The organism is Capilliphycus salinus ALCB114379, assembly GCF_047276495.1.
Lineage (GTDB): Bacteria > Cyanobacteriota > Cyanobacteriia > Cyanobacteriales > Microcoleaceae > Capilliphycus > Capilliphycus salinus.
In genome coordinates this window covers 2803157-2830155 of record NZ_CP178543.1, presented here as the reverse complement: position 1 = coordinate 2830155, position 26999 = coordinate 2803157, and the positions used below count along the sequence as shown (strand labels likewise).

14 protein-coding genes are annotated in these 26999 nt (G+C 43.8%); 6 read left to right on the top strand and 8 right to left on the bottom strand.

The annotated features are described in order from the left end of the window. Nucleotides 1–879: 879 nt before the first annotated feature. Both ACL6C3_RS11720 and ACL6C3_RS11715 read right to left on the bottom strand, forming a co-directional pair. Nucleotides 880–2244, bottom strand: coding sequence for a glycosyltransferase family 4 protein (locus tag ACL6C3_RS11720; protein ID WP_413167346.1), 1365 nt, complete (start codon nt 2242–2244; stop codon nt 880–882). Nucleotides 2245–2743: 499 nt separating this feature from the next. Further along, nucleotides 2744–3226, bottom strand: coding sequence for a CRR6 family NdhI maturation factor (locus ACL6C3_RS11715; RefSeq protein ID WP_413168302.1), 483 nt, complete (start codon nt 3224–3226; stop codon nt 2744–2746). Between the two features lie 212 nt (nt 3227–3438). Here ACL6C3_RS11715 and ACL6C3_RS11710 point away from each other — a divergent pair, with 212 nt between their 5' ends. Then, nucleotides 3439–3903, top strand: a complete 465-nt coding sequence (locus tag ACL6C3_RS11710) for a Fur family transcriptional regulator (protein WP_413167345.1) — start codon at nt 3439–3441, stop codon at nt 3901–3903. 119 nt (nt 3904–4022) lie between these two features. On the opposite strand, the gene ACL6C3_RS11705 is transcribed toward ACL6C3_RS11710, so the two are convergent. Continuing rightward, on the bottom strand, nt 4023–4250 hold the full coding sequence (locus ACL6C3_RS11705; RefSeq protein ID WP_413167344.1) for a hypothetical protein: 228 nt from the start codon (nt 4248–4250) through the stop codon (nt 4023–4025). Here ACL6C3_RS11705 and ACL6C3_RS11700 point away from each other — a divergent pair. The 4 genes from ACL6C3_RS11700 to ACL6C3_RS11685 all read left to right on the top strand — a co-directional run bounded on the left by ACL6C3_RS11700 (nt 4249) and on the right by ACL6C3_RS11685 (nt 11735). Beyond that, nucleotides 4249–6579: a hypothetical protein gene (locus tag ACL6C3_RS11700; RefSeq protein WP_413167343.1), complete on the top strand. Its 2331-nt coding sequence runs from the start codon at nt 4249–4251 to the stop codon at nt 6577–6579. The genes ACL6C3_RS11705 and ACL6C3_RS11700 overlap by 2 nt on opposite strands. 74 nt (nt 6580–6653) lie before the next feature. Next, complete coding sequence (locus ACL6C3_RS11695) at nt 6654–8495, top strand: DUF3685 domain-containing protein (protein WP_413167342.1); 1842 nt, start codon at nt 6654–6656, stop codon at nt 8493–8495. A gap of 212 nt (nt 8496–8707) precedes the next feature. Next, a complete protein-coding gene (locus ACL6C3_RS11690; protein ID WP_413167341.1) occupies nt 8708–9583 on the top strand; it encodes a PhnD/SsuA/transferrin family substrate-binding protein in 876 nt (291 codons plus the stop codon). Between the two features lie 232 nt (nt 9584–9815). Further along, complete coding sequence (locus ACL6C3_RS11685) at nt 9816–11735, top strand: ATP-binding protein (RefSeq protein WP_413167340.1); 1920 nt, start codon at nt 9816–9818, stop codon at nt 11733–11735. Between the two features lie 34 nt (nt 11736–11769). Here ACL6C3_RS11685 and ACL6C3_RS11680 read toward each other — a convergent pair whose 3' ends face one another. From ACL6C3_RS11680 to ACL6C3_RS11670, 3 genes are read right to left on the bottom strand one after another with little or no spacing between them, the layout of a single operon-like run. Continuing rightward, complete coding sequence (locus ACL6C3_RS11680) at nt 11770–12135, bottom strand: Lin0512 family protein (RefSeq protein ID WP_413167339.1); 366 nt, start codon at nt 12133–12135, stop codon at nt 11770–11772. A 29-nt stretch (nt 12136–12164) separates the two neighbouring features. Then, nucleotides 12165–13160, bottom strand: a complete 996-nt coding sequence (locus tag ACL6C3_RS11675; protein ID WP_413167338.1) for a pentapeptide repeat-containing protein — start codon at nt 13158–13160, stop codon at nt 12165–12167. Between the two features lie 17 nt (nt 13161–13177). Then, a complete protein-coding gene (locus ACL6C3_RS11670; RefSeq protein ID WP_413167337.1) occupies nt 13178–14698 on the bottom strand; it encodes a hypothetical protein in 1521 nt (506 codons plus the stop codon). Between the two features lie 534 nt (nt 14699–15232). On the opposite strand from ACL6C3_RS11670, the gene ACL6C3_RS11665 reads away from it, so the two are divergent. Next, nucleotides 15233–16198, top strand: coding sequence for a hypothetical protein (locus ACL6C3_RS11665; RefSeq protein ID WP_413167336.1), 966 nt, complete (start codon nt 15233–15235; stop codon nt 16196–16198). A 47-nt stretch (nt 16199–16245) separates the two neighbouring features. Here ACL6C3_RS11665 and ACL6C3_RS11660 read toward each other — a convergent pair whose 3' ends face one another. Both ACL6C3_RS11660 and ACL6C3_RS11655 read right to left on the bottom strand, forming a co-directional pair. Then, nucleotides 16246–26100, bottom strand: coding sequence for a Calx-beta domain-containing protein (locus ACL6C3_RS11660; RefSeq protein WP_413167335.1), 9855 nt, complete (start codon nt 26098–26100; stop codon nt 16246–16248). Continuing rightward, the gene (locus ACL6C3_RS11655; protein WP_413167334.1) at nt 25997–26899 is read right to left on the bottom strand and encodes a DUF4347 domain-containing protein; all 903 of its coding nucleotides are present in this window, start codon (nt 26897–26899) and stop codon (nt 25997–25999) included. The genes ACL6C3_RS11660 and ACL6C3_RS11655 overlap by 104 nt, the downstream gene beginning before the upstream one ends. Nucleotides 26900–26999 lie beyond the last annotated feature (100 nt).

Genomic DNA, 26999 nt, shown 5'->3' with positions numbered 1-26999 from the left:
CAGTTTTTTATACAAAGTATTGACAAGTTTTATCGGTGAGGGGCGAGCAAGTTGTATACAAAAATTCATCATTTGTATAAGATAACCAGTGCAACATCAATCAACCCGTTGATGCTCACAAAGGTTGCCAAAATCAAAATCCTCACTTGGGTGAGATCTCTGTTTATTCTCCTCACCAATTAACCGATCCCTTCCCACTCGGACTCCAATTTGCCGTTAAGTTAAGTTTTTCTAATAAAAATCGGCTAATCGTTTTGAAAAATAAAAGTTTAGCCGAAAAATCGAATTTTTAATTGAGAAAATTTCTTAAAAAGTTGACGGAATTCTAGGGGTTCTGGTACACTATAAAAAACACCACCCAAGGGCTTACTCTGTCTACACGTCAAAATAGAGCCTAAAACCAAGATTCTATCGTTAAATATCCGGATCTCCTGACGAAAAAATCGAAACCCAAACACACGAATTTTCAACGCCCAAGCCCAACCCCCAAATCAGCATCTTGACAAAATCGAGTGTTTGTGTATAGGGTCGGGAGTCGGGAGTCGGGAGTCGGGGATGGGTAACGGATGGGTTGAGTGTGGGTTTTTTCGGTTAATGGTGCTTGGAAACGGATGGGTAACGGATGGGTTGAGTGTGGGTTTTTTCGGTTAATGGTGCTTGGAAACGGATGGGTTATCGGCGGGGAGGTGGGGAGAAGTCGTGAGGTCAAAAGTCGTGAGGTCAGAAGTTTAGAATTACCTCTTACCCCTTACCCCTTACCCTTTACCCCTTACCCCTTACCCTATTCACTGGTGAGGTGGTGACTGTTAACTGTAAAACCCCTCTCCGAGAAGGAAAGGGGGAATGGAGATGAATTCAAACTCGGAACTAAGCTTGATATCAGTTAGAGAGGGTCTCGGGTGCGATCAAGGCTTGGAAGTTCTGCTCAACGGAAGAAGACTGGTGTTCGGGAACTTTCTTGACTTGACGGAGTGTTTCTGCAAAAATCTCTATGATGCGATCGCATTTCGAGTGCCAGTCAAAATAATCTTCTCGAACTCGACGGGTCGCGGATAATCCCATTTGCGATCGGAGTTCGGGATCTTCAGCTAGACGAATCATCGCGCTCGCTAAACCTTGTGTAAACTCCTCTGTTGAACTGGGGTCTACGAGAATCCCCGTGCTGTCGTCCACAATGTAAGAAGGTCCCGCCCAATTGGTCGCGATCGTCGGCAATCCGATCGCCATCGCTTCCATGATGGCATTTCCGCCGGCTTCTCGCAAAGAGGGCATCACAAACACATCGCACTCGCGCAGGAGTTGATTAACTTTGGCTCTTGGCTGCCATCCATGAAAATGGATGCGGTCTGTTAAACCTAACTCTTGAACTCGGTTTTCAAGCTGCTGTTCTAACTGACCGTTACCAACTAACTCCAAGACGGCGTTTGTCTTAAGGGCAACAGAGGCGAAGGCTTCGATCAAAAATTGAGCGCCTTTCCAGTCTACCAGCCGTCCGACGTAGATAAACCGAACGGGTTGGTCGCCGAACGTCGGACGGGCTTCTCTCGGCGGCCAGAGATCTAAATCGACTCCCGACTCGATCACTTGGTAGACTTTCCCCTGACAACCGAGCGGTAAAGCCTCTTCAGTCTGTTGGTTAGCAACAATCAAGGCTTCGGCTTTTAATTTTCCCGGAATTAACCGATGGAGAATTTCCGAGAAAGAACGACTAATATTGATCGACATACGGCTAATTTTGGAGTCCATGTACTGAAAAGCCGGAGGGAACTCCAACCCGCCTGACAGGGGTCCGATTACGACGGGTACTCCCATGTTATAGATGAAACTGAGTCCTTTGGGAGTGATCGGTGCCGGCTCAAAAACTAAGTCCATTTTGTGGACTTTAATCAGTCTGAGAGCCAATTTTCGGATATGATATTGGGTGATCCAATGGATGATTTGACCGAAGATCAGGTCTTGAATGCGGTAGGGAAATAGTTTACCAATCCGCCAAACTAGGGCTTGATACCAAGTATCATCGACAAAATGAATTTTTCGGAACAGTTCGGGATCGTCTGCAAATTCTTTGCGCAGTTCTTCGCGGACTCGCCCGTGACAAACGGCTCTGATTTCTAGATGGCGTTCTCGGAACAGTCGTAAATAATAGAAACTTTTACCAGCTTCACCTCCCATTTTCCGCGAGATGTTTTCAACGACCATCAGGACACGCATCGATGGCATATTTTGGCTGTCAGTTCCGTTCATAGCTATTTAAAAGATTCCTCTAGGTGTGATTTTTTCAGGTTTATACTATATAGATGAGTCAGCGATTAACTGACTTCGGACCCCAAATCCAAAAAATTGTTCAGCAAAATACTTTGTGAAGATCTTAGAGTACCTGAGACTCTTCTAATTAGTTTAGAAGAATCCTCACCCAGTATCAACAATACGGATAACTTTGTTTTCAACAGTATAGTTATGGCTTAAATAGTTTAAAAAACACTTGCTCGCTCAATAGCACCTCAGACCAAGTACAGGGATGTTGAGAATTTAGAGTTATCCCGATTAATTCTCTAGCTTTGATGTTGCTGAAAATGGGGTTGTTGTTTTCAACCCAGTAGATGCTCACCCTTGGGTTACAAAACTCTACAAAGATCATAACTTGGACAGATGACAAATGACAAGATCTATGTAAAGCTCCTCTCCCAATTTTTGGCCGACGGGAGACTTGAACGCGAACTCCGGGAGTGGACAAATCTGACCCTTAACAATCAGCAATCAACTCAAATAAAGCCTCATCTAAATCATAACCGAGCATTTGAGACAGGGATTTAAGTCGAGAGATAGAAGGGATTTTTTGTTCGGCCAACCAATCTGCTAAAATAAAGATTTTAGACATTAAAAAAATTTCCAAAGCTTCGGGATTATATTGAATTCCCTCGGTGCGATGGAACTGGTGAGGAACCAGCATGGCAACATAACGAGCCAGTTCACCGGCTTTCCAGTCGAGCAAAAACGGCAGCCAAGGATAACGAGCATCCAAGCGAACAAACCACAGTCGGATTTCTGGAACTTCAGACAGTTCGCGGGGGTCTTGAGGATCGCGGGGATAGTCAATCTCAAAGCAAATCTCTTGTTCGCAAGCGGCTATTGTCCCGGTGGTGAGTATGTTCTCAATGGTCGCGATCGCAGGTGACAAGTCTAACTGATCTAGGCATTGACGATTAAGCTTGATTGTGATAGTCATCTCCTGTACACCTTCGTTGATACTGCACCAAAATTCCCCTGTTGCTATTTTGACAGATTTTTGCTCAAAGCCTTGAATTGAGGATTGAGGCATTGTCGCACCAGACAAGCGTGAGCAAATCGCTACGATAAAATTAAACTAGCCGTAAGTTAGTATACATACGTTTGACAACAGAAATAGCAGATAGTTTTATAAAAACAGAGGCGTAAGAAGTGAAACCAATCCGTTCATTAGAGGATGCACTCAATCGATGTCAGACGCTCCGAATGCGGTTAAGCCGTCAGCGTCGCTTTATTCTCGAACTCCTCTGGGAAGCACAGGAACACCTGTCAGCCCGTGAAATTTACGATCGACTCAACCAACAGGGTAAAGCCATCGGTCACACCTCAGTGTACCAAAACTTAGAAGCCCTATCCCGAGAGAGTATTATCGAGTGTATCGAACGTTCCGAGGGTCGTTTGTACGGACACATCAGCGATTCCCATTCCCATGTCAACTGTCTCGATAGCGAGCGGATTATTGACGTTCATATCGAACTCCCCCAAGCCGTGATCGAACAAGTCGAAAAACAAACCGGAATCAAAATTACCGATTATCGCATTGACTTTTTTGGCTACAGTTCATCGGAATCGGCCGCCAGTGCAGAAAACACCGACTCAACCCCGAAAGCATCCTAAATCAACCCACCCTAGCCGAACCAACAATAACGCCGTCAGCTAGGGTTTGCGATCGCTGTTCTCAGCTAAAAATCAGATGATCAGAAAACCCCAGTTTGACCGGCCGATTGTCAGGCTTGCTAATATGATGTAAAACTTAAAAACATTTGATTATATTTTGGAAAATGATCAGCCAAAATAGTTAAACCTGACTCACAACTGTATAAAATCACAGCAGAAGCACGACTCACTTCCAAACACTCGACGGTGAGAGCCAAGTTCAACTCGGGAACCCCCAAGACCGAACCAACTCGCCCAGCCGAGTCAGGCCAAACCAAGAACGAATCATAGGAAAATGGTAAAGTCATGACGACACCCCAATTTAACCAATCCAGGCGTTTGACTCCAGCATCAGAGGCGGAACTCTCTCCGGCTTCCCCGTCGGAGTTGGAGGAGAAAACAGCCGAAGCAACGGCGGAAACCGCAAGCCGGCGAAGTCTGAAGTTGCCTAAAGGCTTTTGGGGATGGCAACTTCTTTGGCTCACCGTTCTGCTCGGGTTTGGAACGATGGGCGCCGGCGCTTTACTGTGGCTGCTGATCACTCCGCCACCGCCCAACTGTCAAGAAATTTCCCCGCTATCGGCCGACGGAGACCGACTCTACTGTGCAGATCAAGCGGCCCAGTCCGGAGAACTGACAGAAATTCAAGCGGCTTTTGATTTGATCGAAAGTTGGCCTGAGACTCATCCCCTTCGGTCTCAAGGCCAGAAAATGATGGAAAAATGGACAAAACTGTTAATCGTCCTGGCCGACCAAAAAATAGACGAAGGCAACTTAGAGGCGGCCCTTGAATTGGTCAGTATTGTTCCGAAAAGCAGTCCGGCCTACTCCAACGTCGAAGCGGCGATCGGCGGCTGGAAAAATGACTGGAATGAAGGTCAACAACTCTACGATAAAGCGATCGCGGCGTTAAAAAAACAAAATTGGGCGCAAGCTTTCAGCAATATTCAATCCCTGGCCAAACTCAATAACGCCCACTGGCGAGAAAAACGCTTCAACGATCTTGTGGATCGAATGTCGATCGAACGCCAAGGCTATCAACGCCTCGAAGAAGCTCGCAATATTGCCAAACAAAACAGTCCTAGCAGTTTAGAAGAAGCGATCGAACTGGCCAATCAAGTCAGTTCCAAACTCTACGTGCATACCGTAGCCCGCCAAGAGATTAAAACCTGGAGTCAAAGCCTGATCGATCAAGCCAAACTGGAATTAGAAGCCAAAAACCACAACAACGTCTTTAATATCGCCAAACGAGTTCCCGAACATTCCCCCCTGTACAAAGAGGCTCAAAACTTGCTGCTGGTGGCCGAAGTTCAAGATGTCGCCCTCAACCAAGCCAACAGCAAACCCTTTCTCGAAAAATTGGTGGTCCTGCTGGAAGGAAAAGCGGCTCTGGAGCAAAAATCGATCCCTGCTGGCCTTTATCAACAAGCCCACATCCCAACCGAACAGCTAGACGGACAAATTCAAGATCTCGTCGCCCTCGAAGTGGCCGACACCCTCTCCAAAGCCGGTCATCCCTTTGCTTTAAAATTGGCAATGGATCAAGCCGGAACCATCACCCCGGACCGACCCCGACGGATACACGCCCAAACCTTAGTGGCTCACTGGCGCAAAGAAGTTCAGCGCATCGAAGATCGGCCCCACATCGTTCTGGCCCGTCTGCTGGCCGAACAAGAAGACGTCGATGGGTTTAGAGCGGCGGTGGCTCAAGCGGCGGAAGTGGCTCTCGGGCGTCCGCTGCGGATCGAAGCTCAAACTTTGATCGCCGAGTGGAGCAAGCGGATTGAAATTATTGAGGATCAGCCTTTATTAACCGAAGCGCTGGCTTTGGCCAAAGAAGGAAACTTGAGCGCCGCCATTGATAAAGCTTCCGAGATCGGTCAGGGTCGCGCTCTCTATGCCGAAGCCCGCGACAAAATTAACGAATGGGTGACGGAAGTTCAAATTGCCGAAGATCGGCCTATTCTCGATAAAGCCTACAGTTTTGCCGATAAAGGCAGCCTGAGTTCGGCCATTTCCGAAGCGTCCAGAATTCGCTACGGTCGCGCCCTCTATTATGAAGCCCAAAATGCGATCGCCCGTTGGGTGGCCGAACGGGATGCTTACTGGGCGTCTCAACGTTCGACCCCTTCATCTTCGACGAGTAGTTCGACGGGTTCGACGAGTTCGACGAGTTCGACCAGTTCCCAAACGAGCGGCTATTCCAGCTATTCTTCCGGGTCCTCCAGTTCTTCGGGATACTCCAGCTATTCCTCGGGTTACAATAGCGGATACTCCTCCGACTACAATTCCGGCGGCTATTCTTCAGGCTCTAGCAGCTATTCTGGCGGCTATTCGGGTTACAATAGCGGATATTCCTCCGGCTACAGTTCCGGCGGCTATTCTTCAGGCTCTAGCAGCTATTCTGGCGGCTATTCAGGTTACAGTAGCGGATACTCCTCCGGCTACAGTTCCGGCGGCTATTCTGGCGGGTCGAGCGGCTATTCTTCTTCGGGTAGTTCTCCTGCGGCGACTTCAGGAGGTTATCAAGCGGCACCGGCACCGGCACCGGCACCGGCACCGGCTGCGGCACCCGAACCGTCTTATTCGGGAGGGGGTGGCTATACTCCTCCAGATGCGAACTTATTTTTGGAGTAGCAGCAAAAGTCTAAAAACCGAGACGAGATGATAGAGTCTGAAATAGCACCCTGTTCTTCTTTTCAGACTTGTCCATGAGCCAACCGACTGTGCGACTCCTGCTTATTGATGATGACCCGATTTTTCGGATGGGCTTGCGAGTTGCTTGTCAAGACTATCCTGACTTAGAGGTGGTCGCAGAAGCCCAAACCGCAGAAGCCGCACTCGCGATTTTAGAACCCCAACGGATCGCCAACGAGAACTTCTCTGTTCGCACCTCAACGAATAATATAATTGATGTGGCGATCGTCGATTTGGAGATCGCCAACCTCAGCAGTCCCCTGGTGCGTCTGAGTTCGACCACCGACAGCGCGATCGCCTTTTGTCAACATCTGATCGCCAATTACCCGAATTTAGCGGTTCTGCTCCTGACTTCTACCAAACAGACCCACCGACTGCAAGCCGCCCAACGGGTTGGGGTTCAAGGCTATTGTCCGAAAGGGGTCGCCATTGAAAAAATTATCACCGCAATTCGCATTGTCGCCTCGGGTGAGACGGTTTGGGAAGACCTGAAGACCGAGTTAGAGGTGGTTTCCCCGGTTTCGCGGATAACCGGGTTGTCGGTATGGGGTCGCTGGCGTTATCGGGTCGGAAAGTCGGGACTGCGCCAAATTGATGAAACGTTAGCTGAAATTACCGCTCACCTTCCCAACCCCTACGATGTGGAACGGGGAGAACCGAAGGCCGTTGTTAACTGGTTAATTGTGACGGGCCACCGCCGGGAACTTTTGGCGGCCCGCTGGATCGTGAGTCAACTGTTACCCGCTTCGGTTCGCCCTCAAGCCCCGGAAATTGAGGAAACGACTCCTCCCCCCAACAGTCCCCGTAAGGAGCCTCTGAGACCCGAAGAATCCCTGGTGGTGCGGGGTGATTCGTCTGTTACCTATCAAACTCCAGTTCTGGCGATGGAGGTGAAATCGGTTTTATTTGATGTCACGGTTTCTAAGTTGGAGTCGGGGTTAATTAATCTTACGGGAACGCCTTTAGAAATTGATATTTTACGATTAACTCAAAAGCGAGAATTAATTTATCTGGTTTTGCAACAGTTTGAACAGTTGTTGGATGAGTTTGGATTTTCTGAGGTTCAAGTTGAGCAATTATCAGAGAAATGTCAGAGGATGTTACTCGATGTTTGGGAAGTTACGGTTGTTAATTATTTTGGAAAATATTACCGGTTGAGGGTTGGGGATCAAGAGGTAGAAGTTGTTTCTGTGCTGTTGGGAGATGCGCTGATTGTTAAAACGGTTATTCTGGATAAAATTCCTTTGGTTACAGATTTAATGGCTCATTTGTTGTTTCAAATTCCCTTAATGGTGGATAATGTTTATTGTCCGGTGGGAAGTCCGGAAGCGATGCAACGGGCGGAAGCGATTCTACAAAATTTGGTGATTCAAGTTGCCAATGGGGTGATTCAACCTTTGCTGAATCATTTTGCGGATTTTGAAGAAATTAAGCAAAAATTTTATGATAGAAGGCTTTTGTCTACGCGAGAAATTGAGAAGTTTAGAAATAATTTGTCTTGGAAATATCGGGTTGATAAATATTTTTATGAACCCAAAGAGATTTTTGAGAGTTTGTATACTTTAAAAGTATTTGGAGAACGGGGAATCCAAAAAAAAGAAATTTATTCGCCTCGAAATGTAGAACTTGAACAACTGACTGGGGTACAATTGGCGGTGACTTTGGTGTTAGAAACTCGCGATGCTGTCGCCCCCAGAGTCCGGGCGACTATTGCGTTTTTGGGGAGTGGAGTTGTTTATGTTTTGACTCAGGTTTTGGGTCGGGGTATTGGGTTAATTGGTCGGGGGATTTTACAGGGTATTGGTAATTCGTTACAGGAAAGTCGAGTCAGTAAGAAAAATGACCGTCAACTGTGAATAGGGAATAGGGTAAGGGGTAAAGGGTAAGGGGTAAGGGGTAAGAGGCAATTCTGTACGCGCAGCGAGCGCGAACGCGCTTACTCGGTGACTCGGTGACTCGGTGACTCGGTGACTCCTGTAAACCGGACAGTTGAGAATGAAACATTGTAAACTAGACAATGATATCTTTTTTTGGATATCAACAACCTTGATTATGAGGTTAAATTTGGATGAAGCGACGCCATTTTTTAGGATATTCTTTCCTATTTTTAATCGGATGTAGTACCGCCACCCAAACGGGAAATAATCCCTTAAAACCGGGTAAACCCGAACTTTTGCGGTTTACGGTCACTGACGAACAAGGGATAGAAGCGTTAACAGAAAATTATGGCACATTTCGCCAAGCTTTACAAGAGGTTTTACAGACCCCGATTGAATTTGTTCCCGTAGAAAGTTATACTGCTGCTGCGGTGGCTTTGCAATCAAATCAAGTCGATTTGTTGTTAACTGGGCCTTCGGAATATGTGGTGATTAATGCCCGCACGGATGCAAAACCTTTGATTGGAATTGCCCGTCAAGATTATTATTCTATCATTGTTGTTCCCGAAGAAAGCGAGATTGAATCTTTAAATCAATTGCAGGGTAAAACCATTTCGATGAAAAAACCCGGTTCAACTAGCGGTCATCTCGGACCAACAAAATTATTGCTGGATGCGGGACTTAAACCCAATGAAAATTATCAAGTTAAAATGTTAGGATCGTCGGAAGGGATGCAGGCTTTAGCGGAGGGTCAGGTGGATGCTTGGGGCGGTTCAAAAACGGATTATGAAAGTTATAAAGTGTCGGGAAAGCGCTTTCGAGAAATTGAACAAACTTCTCCTCTCCCGGATGATCTTTTTGTGGTGAGTGATTTATTAGATGCGGAGGTTGTTGCTGAGTATAAACAGCGCATTATTGGAAATCAAGACAAGTTAATTGAGGCTTTAGTTACGGGTGAAACGACTCAAAAATATAAAGGTTCTCGGTTTGTTGCGGTGACGGATGCGGATTATGATATTATTCGGGATGTATACGAAGAAATTGGGGAAGGTGACTTAATTCGGTAAAATCAAGGGATAAATTTACAAAAACGACAGTCTCCAACACCCGACAGGCGAAACCCAACACCGTTTGACTGTTATTGAGTTAAATTTTAACTTCGTTTTAAGCTTATTTTGCCGATCAATTAACACGGATGTGTTCAACAGATAAAGAAATTCTGAATCGAGATCGATTAACCTGTTATTAACCTGGTGATGCTAACTTAAAAATAAATATAGATTTCCTGTACTTAGTTGTATGATGTGGCTTGGTCAAGAAGTTGAGGAAGCTGAGAATCTTAAGCCCGGTGGAAAGATTCCCTTCACTTCGGTTTTGAATCGATTATCATGGTATAAGTCCAGACAGATTTTTTCTCACTTGAGTATTCTTAAAAAAATTGCCTATGGATACGGTTTGGCGATTGGGATCGGTGTCACGGGAACCATCGTCGGGTTAACCATTGGAGACTTAGCTCAACAAAAAGCCCTATCCCAACTGACGATCGCCTATCAGCAACAAAATATTATTACTCAACTTGAAAATGCTCTAAAATCCTTACAGGCTCACCCTCAACAGTTAATGATTGTTTTGGGAGATAGTATATCTTCCGATTATGAGGTGGTCAAGTTTTATGATAGCTTAAATCGGATTCAAACTTGGATTCGCGAACTGGATGTTTTTACAGAAGTCTATTCCGAGGATATTGTTGTCGAGTCGGACGATGTTCAGCAGCTATCCCAAGCTTATTTTACAACGATTAAATCCTATGTGGAACTGATGGAAGCGATCCGGCTACAAATCAAGCCAGGGAGTTTAAGAGAAGACAGAATTCCGGACGCCCAACAACAAATTTGGAAAACGCTGAAAGGGGAAGAAGCGAGTCAAATTAGCCGGGATTTTGAACGGATTTTTGAATTATTAACTCAACTGAATGCGAAAGCCGAACTTCAACAAAAACAGGCGGATCTTCAACTGCAAAAGGCGCAAAAATTGCGGGTTAGGATTATAATTGGAAGTTTGATTCTCTCAACGACAATTGCAACCCTTCTCGCGATTTTAACGAGTCGCGCCATTGCTTCTCCCCTGCAAAAGGTGACGAAAGTGGCTCAACGAGTGACACAAGAATCAAATTTCAGTTTGCGAGTTCCGGTGACATCAAACGATGAGGTGGGAATTTTAGCGATTTCTCTGAATAAATTAATTGCATGGGTAGAACAATATACCGAAGATTTGAGACAAGCGATTAAGGATTTAAAAACTGCTCAAGCTCAACTGATTCAAACGGAGAAAATGTCGAGTTTGGGTCAAATGGTAGCAGGAATCGCCCACGAAATCAACAATCCGGTGAGTTTTATTCATGGAAATATTAGCCCCGCTTGCGAGCAGATTCAAGATTTGCTAAATTTAGTTCATCTCTATCAAGAAAATTGTAGCGATCTTTCTCCCGAAGTTGAAGCCAAAATTGCGGAAATTGAGTTGCATTTTATTGCGGAAGATTTGCCGAAGTTGCTGTCTTCGATGAAAATGGGAACGGAACGAATTCGGGAGATTGTACTATCGTTGCGAAATTTTTCCCGGTTGGATGAAGCGGAGATTAAAGAAGTGGATATTCACGTTGGAATTGAGAACACTCTATTAATTCTCAATCATCGTTTCAAGTCTAATATTGAACTGGTAAAACGCTATGGAAATCTTCCGTTAATTGAATGTTATCCGGCGCAACTGAACCAAGTTTTTATGAATATTATTGCCAATGGTATTGATGCGTTAGAAGATGCTCAAACTCATATTTCCTATGTCATGCAACCGCCCAGACCCGCCCAAATTACCATTGAAACCGAACAGATTAACTCGGAAGAAATTCAAGTTAGAATTGCAGATAATGGCTTGGGAATTCCTCCCGAAATTAAACATAAGATTTTCGATCCGTTCTTTACGACCAAAAAAATTGGCAAGGGAACGGGAATCGGACTGGCAATTTCCTACAAAATTATTGAAAATCATCAAGGAAAAATTGAAGTCGTTTCCGAATACGGGAAGGGCGTCGAGTTTATCATTACTCTGCCTATTTTATCACAAAAATTAGCCCAACGACCCCAAAATTATCGCGGGGAAAAGTTATCAGTCACTCATTACCACCTCACCAGTTCTCAAGAAATAGGGAAAATTCATCATTGATCATTCATCCATTTATGACTGATGTTGCTGAGAATTAGTCCATTTCAACAAATACGGTAACGGCCGCGACTGCAATTAACATCTGATCGTTTTTATCATTAAGTTCGGCGATCGCCCTTCCTTCTACAACCATTCCCCCGGACTCAAGTTTGAGACTTTTTTGACCAAAAGGTAAGACGGCTAAAACCTCATCGGATCGGACTTGTTCGGGATAGGGAACGGCGACTTGAACCTCAACAATCATCTGATTGGGATGACTCAAACCGGCCACCTCCCAAACTCCGGGTAAAGCATTGTGAGCGATCGCATTGCGAACCGCCCGGGCTGCGGCGACGGTGGGTTCTTGACCGTGTTGATCGATCCCCATTCCCATTTCAATAATTAATCGTTTGCGAGCCATAAGAGTAAGATTTAACCGTGTAAATTATGTTAGGGATGAACTTCGCCATTGGGCATAATTGCCCCATGTAATTGTACCCCAATCGTGTTGGCGCTGCTAAATTCAACCCGAGTTAAATAAGCATAACTTAAATTGGCATTGCGAAGATTAGTTCGGGCGATGGACGCATCGGTGAGATCGGCTTGAGTTAAATTAGTACCACTTAAATCGGTGCGAGTTAAATCGGCTCGTACTAGGTTAGTGCGGCTCAAATCGGCGTTGGAAAGGTTGGCATTACTCAGTTTAGCATCGGGTAACATGGCATCGGACAAAACCACCCCCGGAAGTTGAGCTTCAGTTAATATTGCTCGTTCAAGTTTTACCTTTTTTAAATTCGCTCCGATCAGTCGGGCGCCGGATAAATCTGCTTCTGTTAAAAATGCCGATTGTAAATTAGTTTGGGTGAGGTTTGTTTGCTTTAAAATAGCGCCACGAAAAACCGTTTCTCCCAAATTGGCGCCCCGGAGATTGGCGCGAGTTAAGTCGGCGCCGGTGAGGTTAACGCCTTGTAAGTCGGCGCCCCGCAAGTCGGCGCCCCGCAGGTTAACGCCTTCGTAAATGCGGCGCTCGTAACGGAGGTTCGCCCCCCGCAAACAGGCGCCCCGCAAGTCGGCACCTTGGAGGTTGACGCCGCGCAAATCGGCTTGAATGAGGTTGGCGTCGAGTAAGATGGCGAGGGAGAGGTTGGCTTTGCGAAAATCGACTCCTTGTAAAATGGCGCCGTGAAGATCGGCGTCGCTGAGGTTGGCGCCGCTGAGGTTGGCTTTGTTGAGGTTGGCGCCGCTGAGTTTGCTGCGGGCTAAGTTGGCTCGGGTGAAGTTAACGCCGTTGAGATAGGCTAAAATAAATTCGCTTCCTTGTAGGTCGGCGTGGCTGAAGTTGGCGTCAATTAAATCGGCTGAGTTGAGATTGGCGTTTCTGAGGTTTATGTCTCGAAAATCTCGCTCTCCGGCTTGATATCGCTTTTGCAATTCTGTGAGATCCATTGAATTTAATCTGTGAGCTAATTGTAGTTATATTCTTGAGTCCAGGCGATTGATTTTGTACCCGTTTTTCTGCCATAGATTTTGATAGTTTGAATCGATTGGATTTTGAGAAAAATTAATTTGTTGTGAATGAAAGAGGCGGTGCTTTCTGAGTCGGGAATGGGTTCGGCGGTGAGAACAACGTGCAAACAACCATTTTGGGATTTGACTTGGGTGTGAATTCCTCTGGATTTTAGGGATTGGTTAATTAAGCTGGCGATCGCTTTGGCGTTTCCCTGACGGGCGAGATCCATCGTTTTTTGTTGAGAAAGATCGACGGTTGACCAGGATTGGAGTTCTGTTGTTTCCAGTTGGTTTAATGAGTCTTGTAATTCGTTAACTTTGCTGCGAATGACGTTGAGTAATTCTTGTAAAGCAAATTTTTTTAATTCCCAACGTTCGCTCGGTGGGAGGTTTTTAAAACAGAGATCTAAAAGGTTTTGTAATTCGTCCCAGGTTTGATTTATGGGATAAATTGTTTTTTTAATACTTTTGTTGACGATTTGGTTTACCTGAGATTCTAATTGACTGTTGAGATTGGCAAGTTCTTCGGTTTTAAGATTGGTTGAAATTAGGTTAGATTGAGTCTGCGATAGTTTTTCGTTGAGAAAGCTATCCGCCGGGTTTGAGAGGGTTTTGGGTGAATTGAATGATGAGTTTAAATGGGTGCGGTTTGAAGAGGGGGGTTTTGGGTGAGAGTTTTTAGAGATTTGATTGACGGTTTCGGAATTGATCGCATTGGTGTTTTGATTGATGTTTACTGACAAATTACTGGAGTTGGTTTCGGATTTTTTTGCATAGATGGCTTTTAAACTTTCTAAGATTATCGTTACCGCTTGCAGATTTTCATCGGGATGTTCTAGATAGTTTGCCATTTTGGTTAGATTACTTTTTAAACCCGAAAAACTGGGAAAATTTCGCAGAAGTTGCCGGAGTAAATCATCTAAGGTGTGCAGCTTGAGTTGAGACCAATCTTGATTATTAAAAGTAAATTCTCGCTCCAAAGTTGAAAACAGTAAAAGTTTCACCCGCAGGGGGTTTGTATACTGCAAAATTCTCCATCGGATATCAAATAAGTCGGGAACGTTAGAAACGGAATTGATGTTCGGATAGCTTGCCGTTTCTTCTAGGGGTTGGGAAGGGTCAGATTGAGTAAAGTTAGAAAGATTTTCTGTAACGTCTTGGTTTAACGACTCCGATTGATTTTCTAAATACAGGGGGCCGATTTGATGAATAATTGTATTCATAATCAGGGTGTATTCTGATTTTTTATTGATTTTTGACAAAATTCGGTCGAGAATATTATAAAGATTATTGGGAGTTTGAGTTTTCCAATATAATTCCTGAACCAAATCTTTAATCGCAAAATTGTTGAGGTTATTTTGATTGTTTTCCCACTTGCCCCGACAAGCACAAATCATCACCTTTTTAATCCGAATGAGATTAACATCCTTTTCTAATTTTTCAACAATTTCATCCAACTTTGATGTATTGGACACCTGATCCTCCTCGATAAGCAAGAATTCCAAAATAATTTTTTTTAGTTTGATAATCGTTATTCCCCATCTAAAACTCGGACAATGATACAACCGTTCAATTTCAACAAAATTGCCAGCAGGTCAGGTCGAGTGAAGACGTTTTCGGTACTCATGTACTGAGGTTGTTTAGGTTAACCCAAGCCCGTTACATTCGATATAACATTTGTCTGGGGCTGGCTTGAAAGTAGATAGAAGCAAATAAAAGAGATCGTCAAGCTCAAGAGCCGGTTACAGCTTTTTGGTTTTACAATACCTTACCTTATTTTAAACGGGAATTTCCTCTATCTGGTTTCTCTGTGAGTCGGATTTTTTCCCCGAGGCTTTCGTGTCCCCCCATGTCTGGGCGTTTGGGCGAAAGGGAGGAAGTCGTCTGAGTTAGAGATGGTCAAGTTTTGGGCGGTTTCTGTGGAGTCCGGGTGGCGGGGGTTAAATTGTTTCAAGAGAAAATTCTTGGATTGACTGAGTAAGATATTAGTATTGCTAGAAAAACACAGAATGACTACACCTCAGGAAGCAAAGCTTCAAAAATTAATCCAAACAGCAACCAACCCCAAGCAAAAAGCCATGTATGAGGCTTTACTGAAAAAAGTGCAGACTCAATCCTCATCTGAACCGATAAAACCTGTTAAGCCTGTTAAACCGGTTAAACCTGTTAAACCTAAGGCTGAAACCCCAACAAAACCGGAAGCAAAACCCTCAACTCCCTCTGAAGTCCCATCCGCTTCTCCCGCTTCGGACCCCCCAGTTGAACAACAAAGCGATGATTCTCAAGTTGAGTTTCAGGGAATTGGTATTCTCAAAGGAGAAGTCACTTTAACCGAAGAACAATCAACTATTAAATTAGGAGATAAAGAATACCGACTTTTTTATATTCCCGGGCGGCGACAAAAAGCCTACGATGCTTTAAAAAAAGAGATTGAAACCAGCGGAAATCCTGTGCAACGGATCATTGTTTATCCCAAACTGTTTCACTTTCCCAAACGAGATCAACCTCATGGCGTGGCTTTTCAACTTGTGGGTTTTGTCAGCGAAGAAAAGACGAACTCGGGGATAGAAGCCGAGTTAAAAGACGGAGAATTTCGCTTCTGTGGCTTGTGGCAATTTATCCCCGTTTGTCGGGTGCCTTGTATTTCTATTTTTCGCAACTTTAAAACCGAACGGTTAGCCTGGATAAAAGAAGCTGAACCCGACCGAAAAGTTAAATTTATGAAAGCTTCTCATATTCCGATTTTGTGGAAAGATTCCCCGGTTAAACCGTTTAGATTTAATCCCAAGCTCGATAAAGAACAGCAAGGTAAACCCCAATTTGTACAGGTGAAAGCGAGGTTTTTACCGGAGCGAGATGTGTTTGGTTTTCTTGAAGAATTGGCGCCACCGATAGAAAATTCCCCGAGATTTCTCAAAGCGTCTAAAAAAGATAAAGCGATTGCTAAAAAAGCTCAAACCACGCCAAAATCTTAGGGGGTTGAAGTTGGCGCTGTTCGAGTTAACCTTCGGTCAAATTAGTATTAAATGACAGTAGAAAAGTCTTCTGCTGTCAGCAAATTAATTTGAATATTGTTGAGGATAGCCACAGGGGTTCCATTGACTTCTATCACGGTAGAATTCTCAACAGAACTTAAGGTTAATTGCTCGAAGGTTAAGCCGCCATCAAGAATAATAATATCCTCACCGTCTACAAAATCGGCGATCGCATCTGTACCCGAACCGACCACCAAAACAAAGCGATCGCTTCCGTCCCCACCCGCGAGGGTATCAGCGCCAATAGCCCCGACTAACAGATCGTTTCCATTTCCTCCGATCAGCGAGTCATTCCCTTCTCCGCCATCGAGGGTATCGTCGCCGTTGTCTCCTAATAAAACATCATCTCCCGAGTTCCCGTCAAGTAAATCATTTCCCTGACCCCCGTAGATGAAATCTTGCTCGGAGTTCCCAGAAATTGTATCATTATTTTGGTTGCCAAAGAGAATATCGTTATCCTCGTTTCCTTCCATCAAGTCGGCGCCGAGATTACCAAAGAGTGTATCATCTTGAGTTCCTCCCCGCACTTTGTCGTCATTTTTTCCGCCATAAATTTCATCGTTTCCCCCGGCGCCATCGATGAGATCTTCGTCTTCGTTACCGTTGATCCAGTCATCATCGCGATCGCCGGAAAGGGTATCATTTCCTAAGTTTCCAAAAGTCAAATCATTTCCCGATCCGCTGCGAATTTGATCGTTATTTTTACCCCCCAAAATGGTATCATTTCCATCTTTGGCGTCAATAAAGTCGTTATCTTCGTTACCATTAATTTCGTCATTATTTTCTGTTCCTTGAATATAATCTCCTCCTTCCAACCCGAAGACAATACCCGTCTGGGTTGGACTTGCAACGATCGCATCGACGTTATCGGTAGGTTGCGACGAGGTGGAGATATTTAAGTTAGGCGGTTGTAAGTCGGGAAAAGCGATCGTTGCAATTAAATTAGTCGGATCAAAAATATCAAATACCCCATCTCCATCGCTATCTGAACGGGGTTGAGAAGGTTCGGGACTCGGTTGAGGTTCGGGACTCGGTTGAGGTTCGGGACTCGGTTGAGGTTCGGGTTCGGGGGTTGGTTGAGGAGTCGGTTGAGGAGTCGGTTGAGGAGTCGGTTGAGGAGTTGGTTGAGGTTCGGGAGTGGGTTGAGGAGTTGGTTGAGGAGTTGGTTGAGGAGTTGGTTGAGGAGTGGGTTGAGGAGTGGGTTGAGGAGTTGGTTGAGGGGTGGGAGTGGGTTCAGAAATAGCTTGAAAACTCAAGTCAAACTGATCGCTAACACTGGCGTTATTGGTATCTGTCGCCGAGACTGCGATCGCCAACGGACTAGCAGAATTAATGTTGATAATACCACTAATTATACCCGTTGTCGGATTAATATTCAAGCCGTTGGGAAGTGCGATCGCCGAATAAGTTAAAACATCGCCATCGGGGTCGTTAAAATAACCCGAAATATCTAAATTAAAGGTCTGGTTTTGTTGAAGATTAAACTGGTCGGGAATTTCTTCAAGCAGTTCGGGTGCATCATTAACAGACTCAACCATTAGTTGAACTTCTGCATTGGCAACACTGCCTTTACTATCCGTAATAAGATAGAAGAAACTATCTTCACCAACATAATTTAGAGCGGGTGTGTAGGTAATGGTTTGACCATCTTCGCCAATTTTTACAGTTCCACCTTGAGTTGTGGTTTCAGATAGAATTCCCGTAATTTCTCCCTCATCATCGATTTCTAAACTATTGGCTGCGGTGATAGTAAGAGTGTCATCGATATCCTCATCTTGATCATTTTCTAGAACATTAATGATCGTTTCAGTATCTTCTAGAACCGTGATATTTTCGTCAGCTTCGGCGACGGGATTGTTATTATTAATATCAAGTTGAAAGGTTGGGTCTTCAGCAGTTGAAGCTTCTATTTTACTGGTTAAAGTTGCGCCTGTATGGTTAGAAATTGCCTGTTCAATGGATAACGTTCCCGCTCCCACCTGTTGCAGACCGTTGGCAGTTTCTCCTTGAACAACCTGCTGAATTTTAGCGATTTCTGTTGCTTTTTCAACTAAATTTAGATTGTCATTCGCAACAATTTCATCAATGCGAATATTTCCCTCGGCGATAATATTGGCAACACCTGCGGCTACATTGGCTTCAATGTCAGGATTAATACTGATAATTATGGCTTGAATTTGAGTCGCATCGCTAACATTTAAGGTGCCGTTGGGTTGATTAATTTGTTCGAGGATTTCTTCTAAAATGCGATTGGTTGCTTCGTTAATATTGCCTTCTGAACTGCTGAAAAACTGACCCAATTGAACCAAGGTGTTATAAATTTGAGCTTGTTTTGTGAATACGGTTAAACCGTCTGTATTTCCTTCGGAGATTTCTTTGAGTGCGTCAAATTCGTAGAGATTAACATCGGGAAGATTTAAAGCGGTTTTAACTAAAGTTTGTGCGGCTTCGGGGTTAACGGGTTCGGCGAGTAAGCGAACTAAAGTTTGAAAAGGATTGTTAACAAGTTGCGAGTAACCTGTTGCTAATTCTACGGGTTCAAAGGCGTAAACTTCGACAATTTCTCCTTCGTTGGGGTCGAGTCTTCCGTTGGTATTAGTATCAAATGGTTCGACGGGAATTTCTAGGTCATTGGTGCCGTCTGCTTGTTGATATACAAAGGGTTCGTTGGCATCTTGAATACCGTTATAATTGGCGTCAAAGAACACCCAAGGACGAATCATTTGTTGACGTGCGGTGTCCGCATCCAAGAAGTTGGAACTGTTGGTTAAAATGCTGTCGATGCTTTGATTTTTATCGATAATTTTTGCAACAAGTTCGGTTAAGTTTTCGCCATCTAGATTGAGATTTTGGTCGGTTTGTGTTAAGCTAGAAATAGCATTTTCAACTAAAGTTTGAACAACCGTTTCATCCGTTAAGTCTGGCGTTTCTCCGCTGTCGATGAGAGTAGCAACGGTTTGAAAGACTTCTTTGGCAATGGCTGCCGTTGTTAGCGGTGAAGACGGTTCGCCTTCGTCGAATTCTTCGTTACTATTGAGGTCAAGAAAACGAACGCCACCGTTATCACGACTACTAATAACTTGGGGTTCTTCGGTGTCAAATTGACCGTTATTGTTGCTGTCGAGATAAAGTAAACCCGCTTGGTTTTTCACCTCGGCTGAATCAATTTCTAAACCAATAAACGGCGTTTGGGAAATTTCCCGAGTGGCTGCAATAACCAAGTTTTGCAGTTGAACCTGTAACGCCAAAACTCCAACCTCTACATCGATGGGAATATCTGCAAAAAGGTCTAATTCTGCGGGGAGACTGAAAGCATTTTTAACTTCCGTTTTCGCTGCTTCAAAGTCGGGGGTTAACGGTTGGGAAGCGATTAAAGTTAGAGGGGAAGCAATGGTAGCGGTGGGTGTGGTTGTAAGCGGAACAATTTGGTTTAGGAAGGTGGAAGTATCAACGCCGTTAACAACAATAATTCGACCTTCATCGGCATCGATAACGCCGTTTCCGTTGGTATCAAATTCATCGAAAATATTGAGATTGTAGCTACCATCGGCATTAGTAAAAGTGCTAGGTTCGCTAAACGGTTCGCTGAAGGGTTCGAGAAGTTGAACGGTTTCTCCGGTGTCGAGATCGGGTGCGGAAAAGGTATCTCGAATACCGTTATTATTGACATCTTCAAAGTCACGAACTCCGTTATTATTGAGGTCGGCGTAGTCTTGAATGCCGTTAAAATTCGCATCTAAAAATACAGTTCCTCCCGCAATATAACCATCCTGAACTTTGCCGATACTGCTGTTCCCAATTTTGAATTCTGCGAGGTTAAAGGTGGCGAAATGTTTATCATAAACGGTTCCCCCAAATATTTTAACTTCCGCACCCAGAAAAGCGTTAACCTCTCCCAACAAACTCAATAAATCATCAAAACGGGGTACAATTTCAGAGATAGCATGAATGCGACCATCATCGGTTCCATTCGCTTCGCCACTATCAACTAAATCAAGGTTAAATAACCCTTCAATTCCGCCTTTTAGATAACCCGAAGCCGCAACAATATCTATACCCGCTCCCGCTGCAATAGTTGCATTGAGTTTCACTTCTGCAACGTCATCGCCCGTACCATCTGCATTTTCGCGATCGCTAATATAAAACCCATCTAAAACCCGGTAAGATTCATCAAAAGCAAAATCTTTTGCTTTCCACTGACGCAAACCAAAGGTATCCATTCCAATAGCAAAATCAGCAGCAACACCAAATTTTCCTTCTAATAAACCGCGAATTGGCCCGTAAACGGGGAAGGTTTTTCGCACACTAACATCAAAGGCAACTTCGGGAACATCGAAGGTAAATAAAGAGACATCTTGACCCAAAAATAACGCGATCGCATTCGTAGGATTTTTCAGCAAAGGGAAGTCAAAAAGCGGTTCGTCACTTCCATTTCCAAAGGTGACACTCTTAGTAAATTCTGTGACTGATTTCTGACTGGAACTACCCGGATTTTGGATAATTTTATCCAGTTCGGTTTGTAGGTTGGTAACTTGTTGTTCAATATCGTCTAAATCAATATTGCTAAAATCGGCAAATTCCGATAACGGTAGACGTTTTGCGAAGTCTATTATAAATTTTATCGCTTGTTGTTCGGCGGTATCTGTTGTATTTTGTAAGAGATTTTCGAGGTCGTCTTTGAGAACATCAACGTTTTGTTGAAAGCTGAGAATCTCTTGTAAACTCGGTAAACTAATATCTCCCGTGAAACTCTGAATTAATTCAACTGCTAGCTTTTTAGTATTATCAGAGGTGGTTTGTGAGAGATTATTGAATTCGGCTTCGAGAACGTTAATATTTTTCTGAATTTCGGGAATATCTTCGAGGTCGGGTAAAGAAGTATCTTCGATTAAATTCTGGAGATATTGAACCGCTTTCTGTTTGGCGGTATCGGTGGTGTTTTCTCGGATATTATTTAATTCATTTTCCAACACAGAAAATTTTTGTTTGATATTCAGAATATCGTCTATATTGGGTAAATTTAGACTGTCGGTAAATTTATTGAGAAAGTCTGCGGCTTGCTTTTTAGCGGCGTCGGGTGTTGTTTGGAATATTTGCTCAAAATCGTCTTTTAGACTGGCTATATTTTCAGCAATATTTTCAACTTCACTAAAACTTAAATTGCTTAAATCTTGCAATTTTGGTAAACTAAAATTACCCAACGGAATAGCAATATTTTCTCCTGCGGGTAAACTATTAATCTGTTCGATAAAGTTGCTAACTTTAACAAAAGTCTCTAAAAACTTAAAAATACTCGGGGGAAGTTCGTTACCCAAAGTTCGCAAAATCACATCAGCAAGTTCGATAGTTGCAACCTCGCCATCGCCACCATCGGGAGTGGGTAACTTTTTATCAAAAAAGCCATCCAAGCCAATTTTTGAGAGTAATTTTGTATCTTTAACCAAAACATCAACGAGGGGTCGGAAGGGGTCTAAAACCTTATCAACTTGTTTGACAATGGGTTTAAAGAAGCTATTAACAAAAGTACCCAAATCAATCTCAACATTTTGGAAACTAATTTTAGGAGTTTGGGGAGGAGTAACTTTAAATCCGTCTACTTTTAACGCATCAAATTCTCCGACTAACTCTAAATTAAAAGCGGGAATTGCAGCGTTACCGGAGATGCTTGTCTTGGCGTTTAACCCGACTTGTGCATCGGCTTCGATATCCAGTTCAAACAGATTTTCTAGGCTGGCTTTATTGTTGTTTCGGAGTGTATTAAAGCCTTTTAATTCGGTCAAAGTCAGGCGGTTTCCATCGCCGGAATCTTCAATTAAATTCCCCTCGGAGTCGAGGTCAATATCTTCTAATGCAAATTTAGCATTAAGTTCGGCTTGGGTGTTTTTGGTTCCGCCATTTTCTGTATCTTCCGCCCCATTTTCTACATTTAATTCTAGGAAACCTAGCGTTGCTTTGGCGTTAAAATTGTCATCAAAACCAACAAACGCATCGGCTGTAAGTTGGGTTTCTTCGGTGTCAACAAAAAAGCCAAACTCTTGATGATAGCCAAATTTTAACCCCAAATCATAGTTAAAATTCGCTTCGGCTTTTCCATCAACTTCTAACCCCAATCCCGGTAAACCAAAATCTTTGGATAAATTTGCTTTGGTTTCATAACGATTACCCAAATCAATATCAAAAGCAATTTCTTCGGGAAGGGAAGATGAAATCACCTCAACATCGGGGAAAATTGTCTCTAATTTTTCTTTCAGTAAGTTTTCTAACTTGTCTTGGGTGAGGTTTGCGGTGCTTTTAATGGCGTTAACAATGTTGTTTTTTAACGTCTCGATAAACGTCGGTTCGGAACCGCTGAGAGAACCAATAATCGGGAGGTTTGTATCTTGAAACATCTCCCGCAAACTTTCGGCGATGCGTTCTAAAAGCAGTTCTAAACCGTCTGCAATTTCCCCGGAATCAAAAGTGGGTTCGCTAATTTCTACGGTAACTTCCGGGAGGAGTTTCCCATCGATTTCTAGACCGTTATTGTAGGGAGAAGTTGCATCGCTACTGCTGGAACTGTGGGTAATAATTTGTTCGGGTGTTCCCGCTTGGCTATCATCCAAACCGACAACAGTAACCGTTTGGGATTGGTTCCAATTTGTCTCATCAAAGCTAATTTCGGTAATCGGATTTTGATCGGAATCAAGCAGTTGTAAGTTAGTATTATTAAAGTTCTGAGTAATAGTAACAGTTTCACCAATTCCCGGAGAACTCGTCAGAGAAATTTGATAACGATCTGTTTTATTTGTGTCTACAGATGTGGCGTTTTGTTCGACAACTTGGGTACCGTTTCCGGTTTCAAGAACTCGCACACCCGGTACATCATCATCGGTTATAATTACACTCTGGGGGTCAACGGTTCCGATGTTATATCCGGTTCCCGTTTCTAACTCAATGGTCACAGTTTCTCCGCCTAGTTCTGTGACTAAATCTTGAATTGGGGTAACGTTAATGTTAACTCCGGTTTCTCCGGGTGCGATATAAACAGAACCGGATTTTGTAACCGTATCCAAGCCAAAAATTGTATAATCTGTTCCCGCAGTCGCGACCCCGGAAACGGTATAATTAACGGTTAATCCCTGACTGGATGCGGGATGATCTAACGCGAGTTGAAATACACCCGGAATAATACTTTGTTCGCTACCATTTCCAACAGATTTTAGGCTAACGGTGGGATTATCATTGTCTGCAATATCAACATTAATTTCTCCTCCCAAACCCGCATAAAGCGGATCGTTGCTATTCGCAATATAGCTAATATTACTGAGATGTTCGCCTTCTACAGCGTCATCGTCAACCGCTTCTACTGTTACAATTTGCGGTGTACTTGCATTTTCTGGCGTAAAATTTAGGGCGATGGGCTGTCCAATTCCATTCCCGATATCGACTTGAGAATCTGGGGTAATATTAACAACAACGTCATCAATGGGAAAACCCGTTAATACAACTTCAAAGCTATCTGTTGTTCCATCTTCGCTGATTTCTGTACTTCCGTTTGACTGAGTAATTAAAACGTTTTCGGTTTCATCATCGATATTTTTAACTTCGATTTCTGCAACGTCTAATTCGCTATATTGAGCGTCCTCAGTGCTAATATTAGTTAGAATGGTAAAATTGCGATCGCCATCTCTTTCGCTATCATCAACCCCCGCCACGTTAACCGTTTGGAATTGATTCCAGTTGCTAGCATCAAACGTAATAGAAAAGGTTAAAAGTTCTCCTTCTGTTGGTTCGGAACTGGTAAAATTCAGCGTAACAGGTTCTTCCGGTTCGCTATCCAATTTAACGGTAAAACTCGCTTCTCCTCCCCGTTCGTTTGTATCGCCGTTAATTTCAGAAATCGTAATTCCAACGGTATCATTATCGGTAATCGTTAGGGTTGCGGGGGCGGTATCAATGTTATAAATTGCACCGTCTGGCTTTTCATCGGAAAGGGTAATTATAACGGTTTCATTCCCTTCATAAATCAAATCATTTAAGGTTTCTATTGGGATAGCTTGGCTAGTTTTTCCGGCGGGAATGGTAATCGAAGATGTTAAAATAGAAGAATAATCTTCTCCGTTATTAGCCGTTCCACTAACTTCAAAGAAAACCTCTAATTCTAACGCTTCTCCGTCGCTTTGAATGGGCGGATTTTCTAACACTTCACCCGTGTCTGGGTCAGATAAAAAGATACTAAAACTTCCCGAAGTCGGCCCATCTTCCGAAGGATTGCCAATTGTTCCAAGTTTAACAATGGGGAGTTTTTCGTTATCAATAATTGATAATGTTGCTTCACCTGCTGTATTAAAAACATCATAATTGACTGGATTTCCGTCTGGGTCAGTTGGCTTTAACGTAAATATGATGTCTTCAGACCCTTCAATGAAGTCATCATCAAACGGGATAATATTAATTGTGAGATTGCTATTTCCAGCAGGAATTGTGAAAAAGTTTGGGTTAATTTCCTCACCCTCTAACTCAAGGTTATAATCATCGCCTCGGGTAGCAGTTGAAGTTTCGAGAATCTCATAATAAATTCCTAAGTCAGCATCAAGCTGTAATTCTTCGTCTGAGTTGGGTTGATAAAGCCCAATTTCAAATGTTCCTTTGACCTCACCTTGTTCTTGCGGTATGGTTGCGGGTGTTATCCGAACTTCGGGAAGTTCATCATCCTCAATTGTGAGTGTTCTGCTACTACTATCCGAGTCTATTTGATAAAAATTACGGTCGCCTTCTTCCAGCGTGAAAATAATTGTTTCATCCGGATCAAACCGAGGATCATCTATTATAGTAACTGGAATTTCGACACTGATTTGACCGGAAGGAATAGTAAGACTTCCAGTTTCAGGGATAATATAGTCTGTTGCTTCTGTTGCAGTGCTATCAGAACTAATGCTATAATTAACTTTAATATCGTGGTCAAAAATTTGAGTAAGCTGAAGTTCAATTAAACCATTTTGACTCGGTTCCGAGGGGTTCGTAAAGTTAGAAATCTCTAGTGTTGGAAGCGTTAAATCACCGATAACTCCATAGACATCATTATCACCATTAGAGGGAGGATTTGTGTTATTAGTACCAATCTCATTAACAGTGGCACCCTCCATTACAAAAATTGCCCCACCTCGACCTTGACCATTATTTGCCCCCGTTCCTCCCTGAGCATTATTATTATTAAATGTTGCATCAATCAGTCTTAAAGAGGCACCCAAATTAACAAAAATTGCCCCGCCTAAACCGGCGCCACCGCCACCTTGAGCGCCATCCTGGACTTCGCCGCCGCCGCCACCGCCATTACCTGCGAATTGTCCTCCTTGACCCCCGGTTCCTCTGTTACCGTGTTCTTCGCCGCCCAGTTCTCCGTCATCTCGGCCACCGCCACCGCCACCGCCACCGCCGCCCCCAAAGCCGCCAACGCCACCGTTACCGCCATTTCGACCTCCATCGGGCGCTAGCCCGGTGTCACCACCGCCACCACCGCCACCGCCGCCACCGGTTCCAAAGACCCCATTTCCGCCAAGTTGCTTGGGTTGAGCGTTAGCCCGGTTTCTTTCTCCGTTTGTGTCACCAGCTTGGCCACCAGCACCGGGAGTTCCCAAGACACCATTTAACTGTCCGCCATCGCCTCCTGGGTTTCCATTGTTTCCCGAACCGCCTCCCCGTCCCGCACCGTCGGGAGAACTTCCGCCAATGGCTTGGTTGTTGTTGAAGGTGACATTTTCAACCGTGACGTTTCCGCCGTCGATATACAAGGCACCGCCGGCCCCCCAAACCTCCGCCACCGCCATCGGTTCCCTCGCCTCCTCTGGCGCGACTATTCTCAATAGTGAGGTCAGATATCAGGACTGTTCCGCTAAAAAGACTAAAGATTTGAGAACTGTTACCCCCATCAATAGTGTGACCGTTTCCGTAGATAGAAATTCTGTCATCTGTCCCATTTGTTGGGTCGATATTCAATGACTCGATTGGTACGTTAATCTCACCAATGATAGGGAGATTTATCGTATTAAAAAAGTCTATATCCCCTTCGATAAAAATCTCGTCACTTTCAAGTGTATTGTTAGCTTCTTCAATCGCATCTTTTAATTCGGCAACGGTGTCAACGGTAAACTCTGCTAACACGCTATCATAAGCTTCCATCGCTTCAATTTGCAGGGCGAGAGGCGCATCAATTAACCCGGTTGCATATTCTAATACCCAGTCTCCCCCAAGATTTACATTTCCAGTTAAATCCTCCGATGAAGCAACATCCGCCCCGGTGATTTGACTCAACTGTTGTACGAAATTTTTCCCACTATCGGAAGCGGCAATATTACAGCCTAAAAGTAAAATATCTCCATTTTCTGTTAACGAATTTCCCCACTGACTCAACTGTTGAGAGTAGCTATTAATATTTTCAGAAGTTAATGTTGTTGCGCCCAGATTTAACTGTCCGTCGTTCCCGTGAGAAATAATTTGAACGCTCTCAATATTGGTTCGTCCGGCTAACGTTTCGGTAATTTGTTCGATGCTATCTTGAGAAGAATCAAGAACAATAACTTCTGTGTTGGGTGCGGTTTCTTCTATTAACCTCTGAGAGTTGTCAACCCGAGCATCAACAAAGATTAAAGTTGTCGTTTCCATATTTATACTCATTTTTTTTTATATATTCTGTAAGAGTTAGATGCCGATGTTTTAAATTAACCCATCTTGTTAGGTTTTCGTTGTCATTTGGGCAAATTTT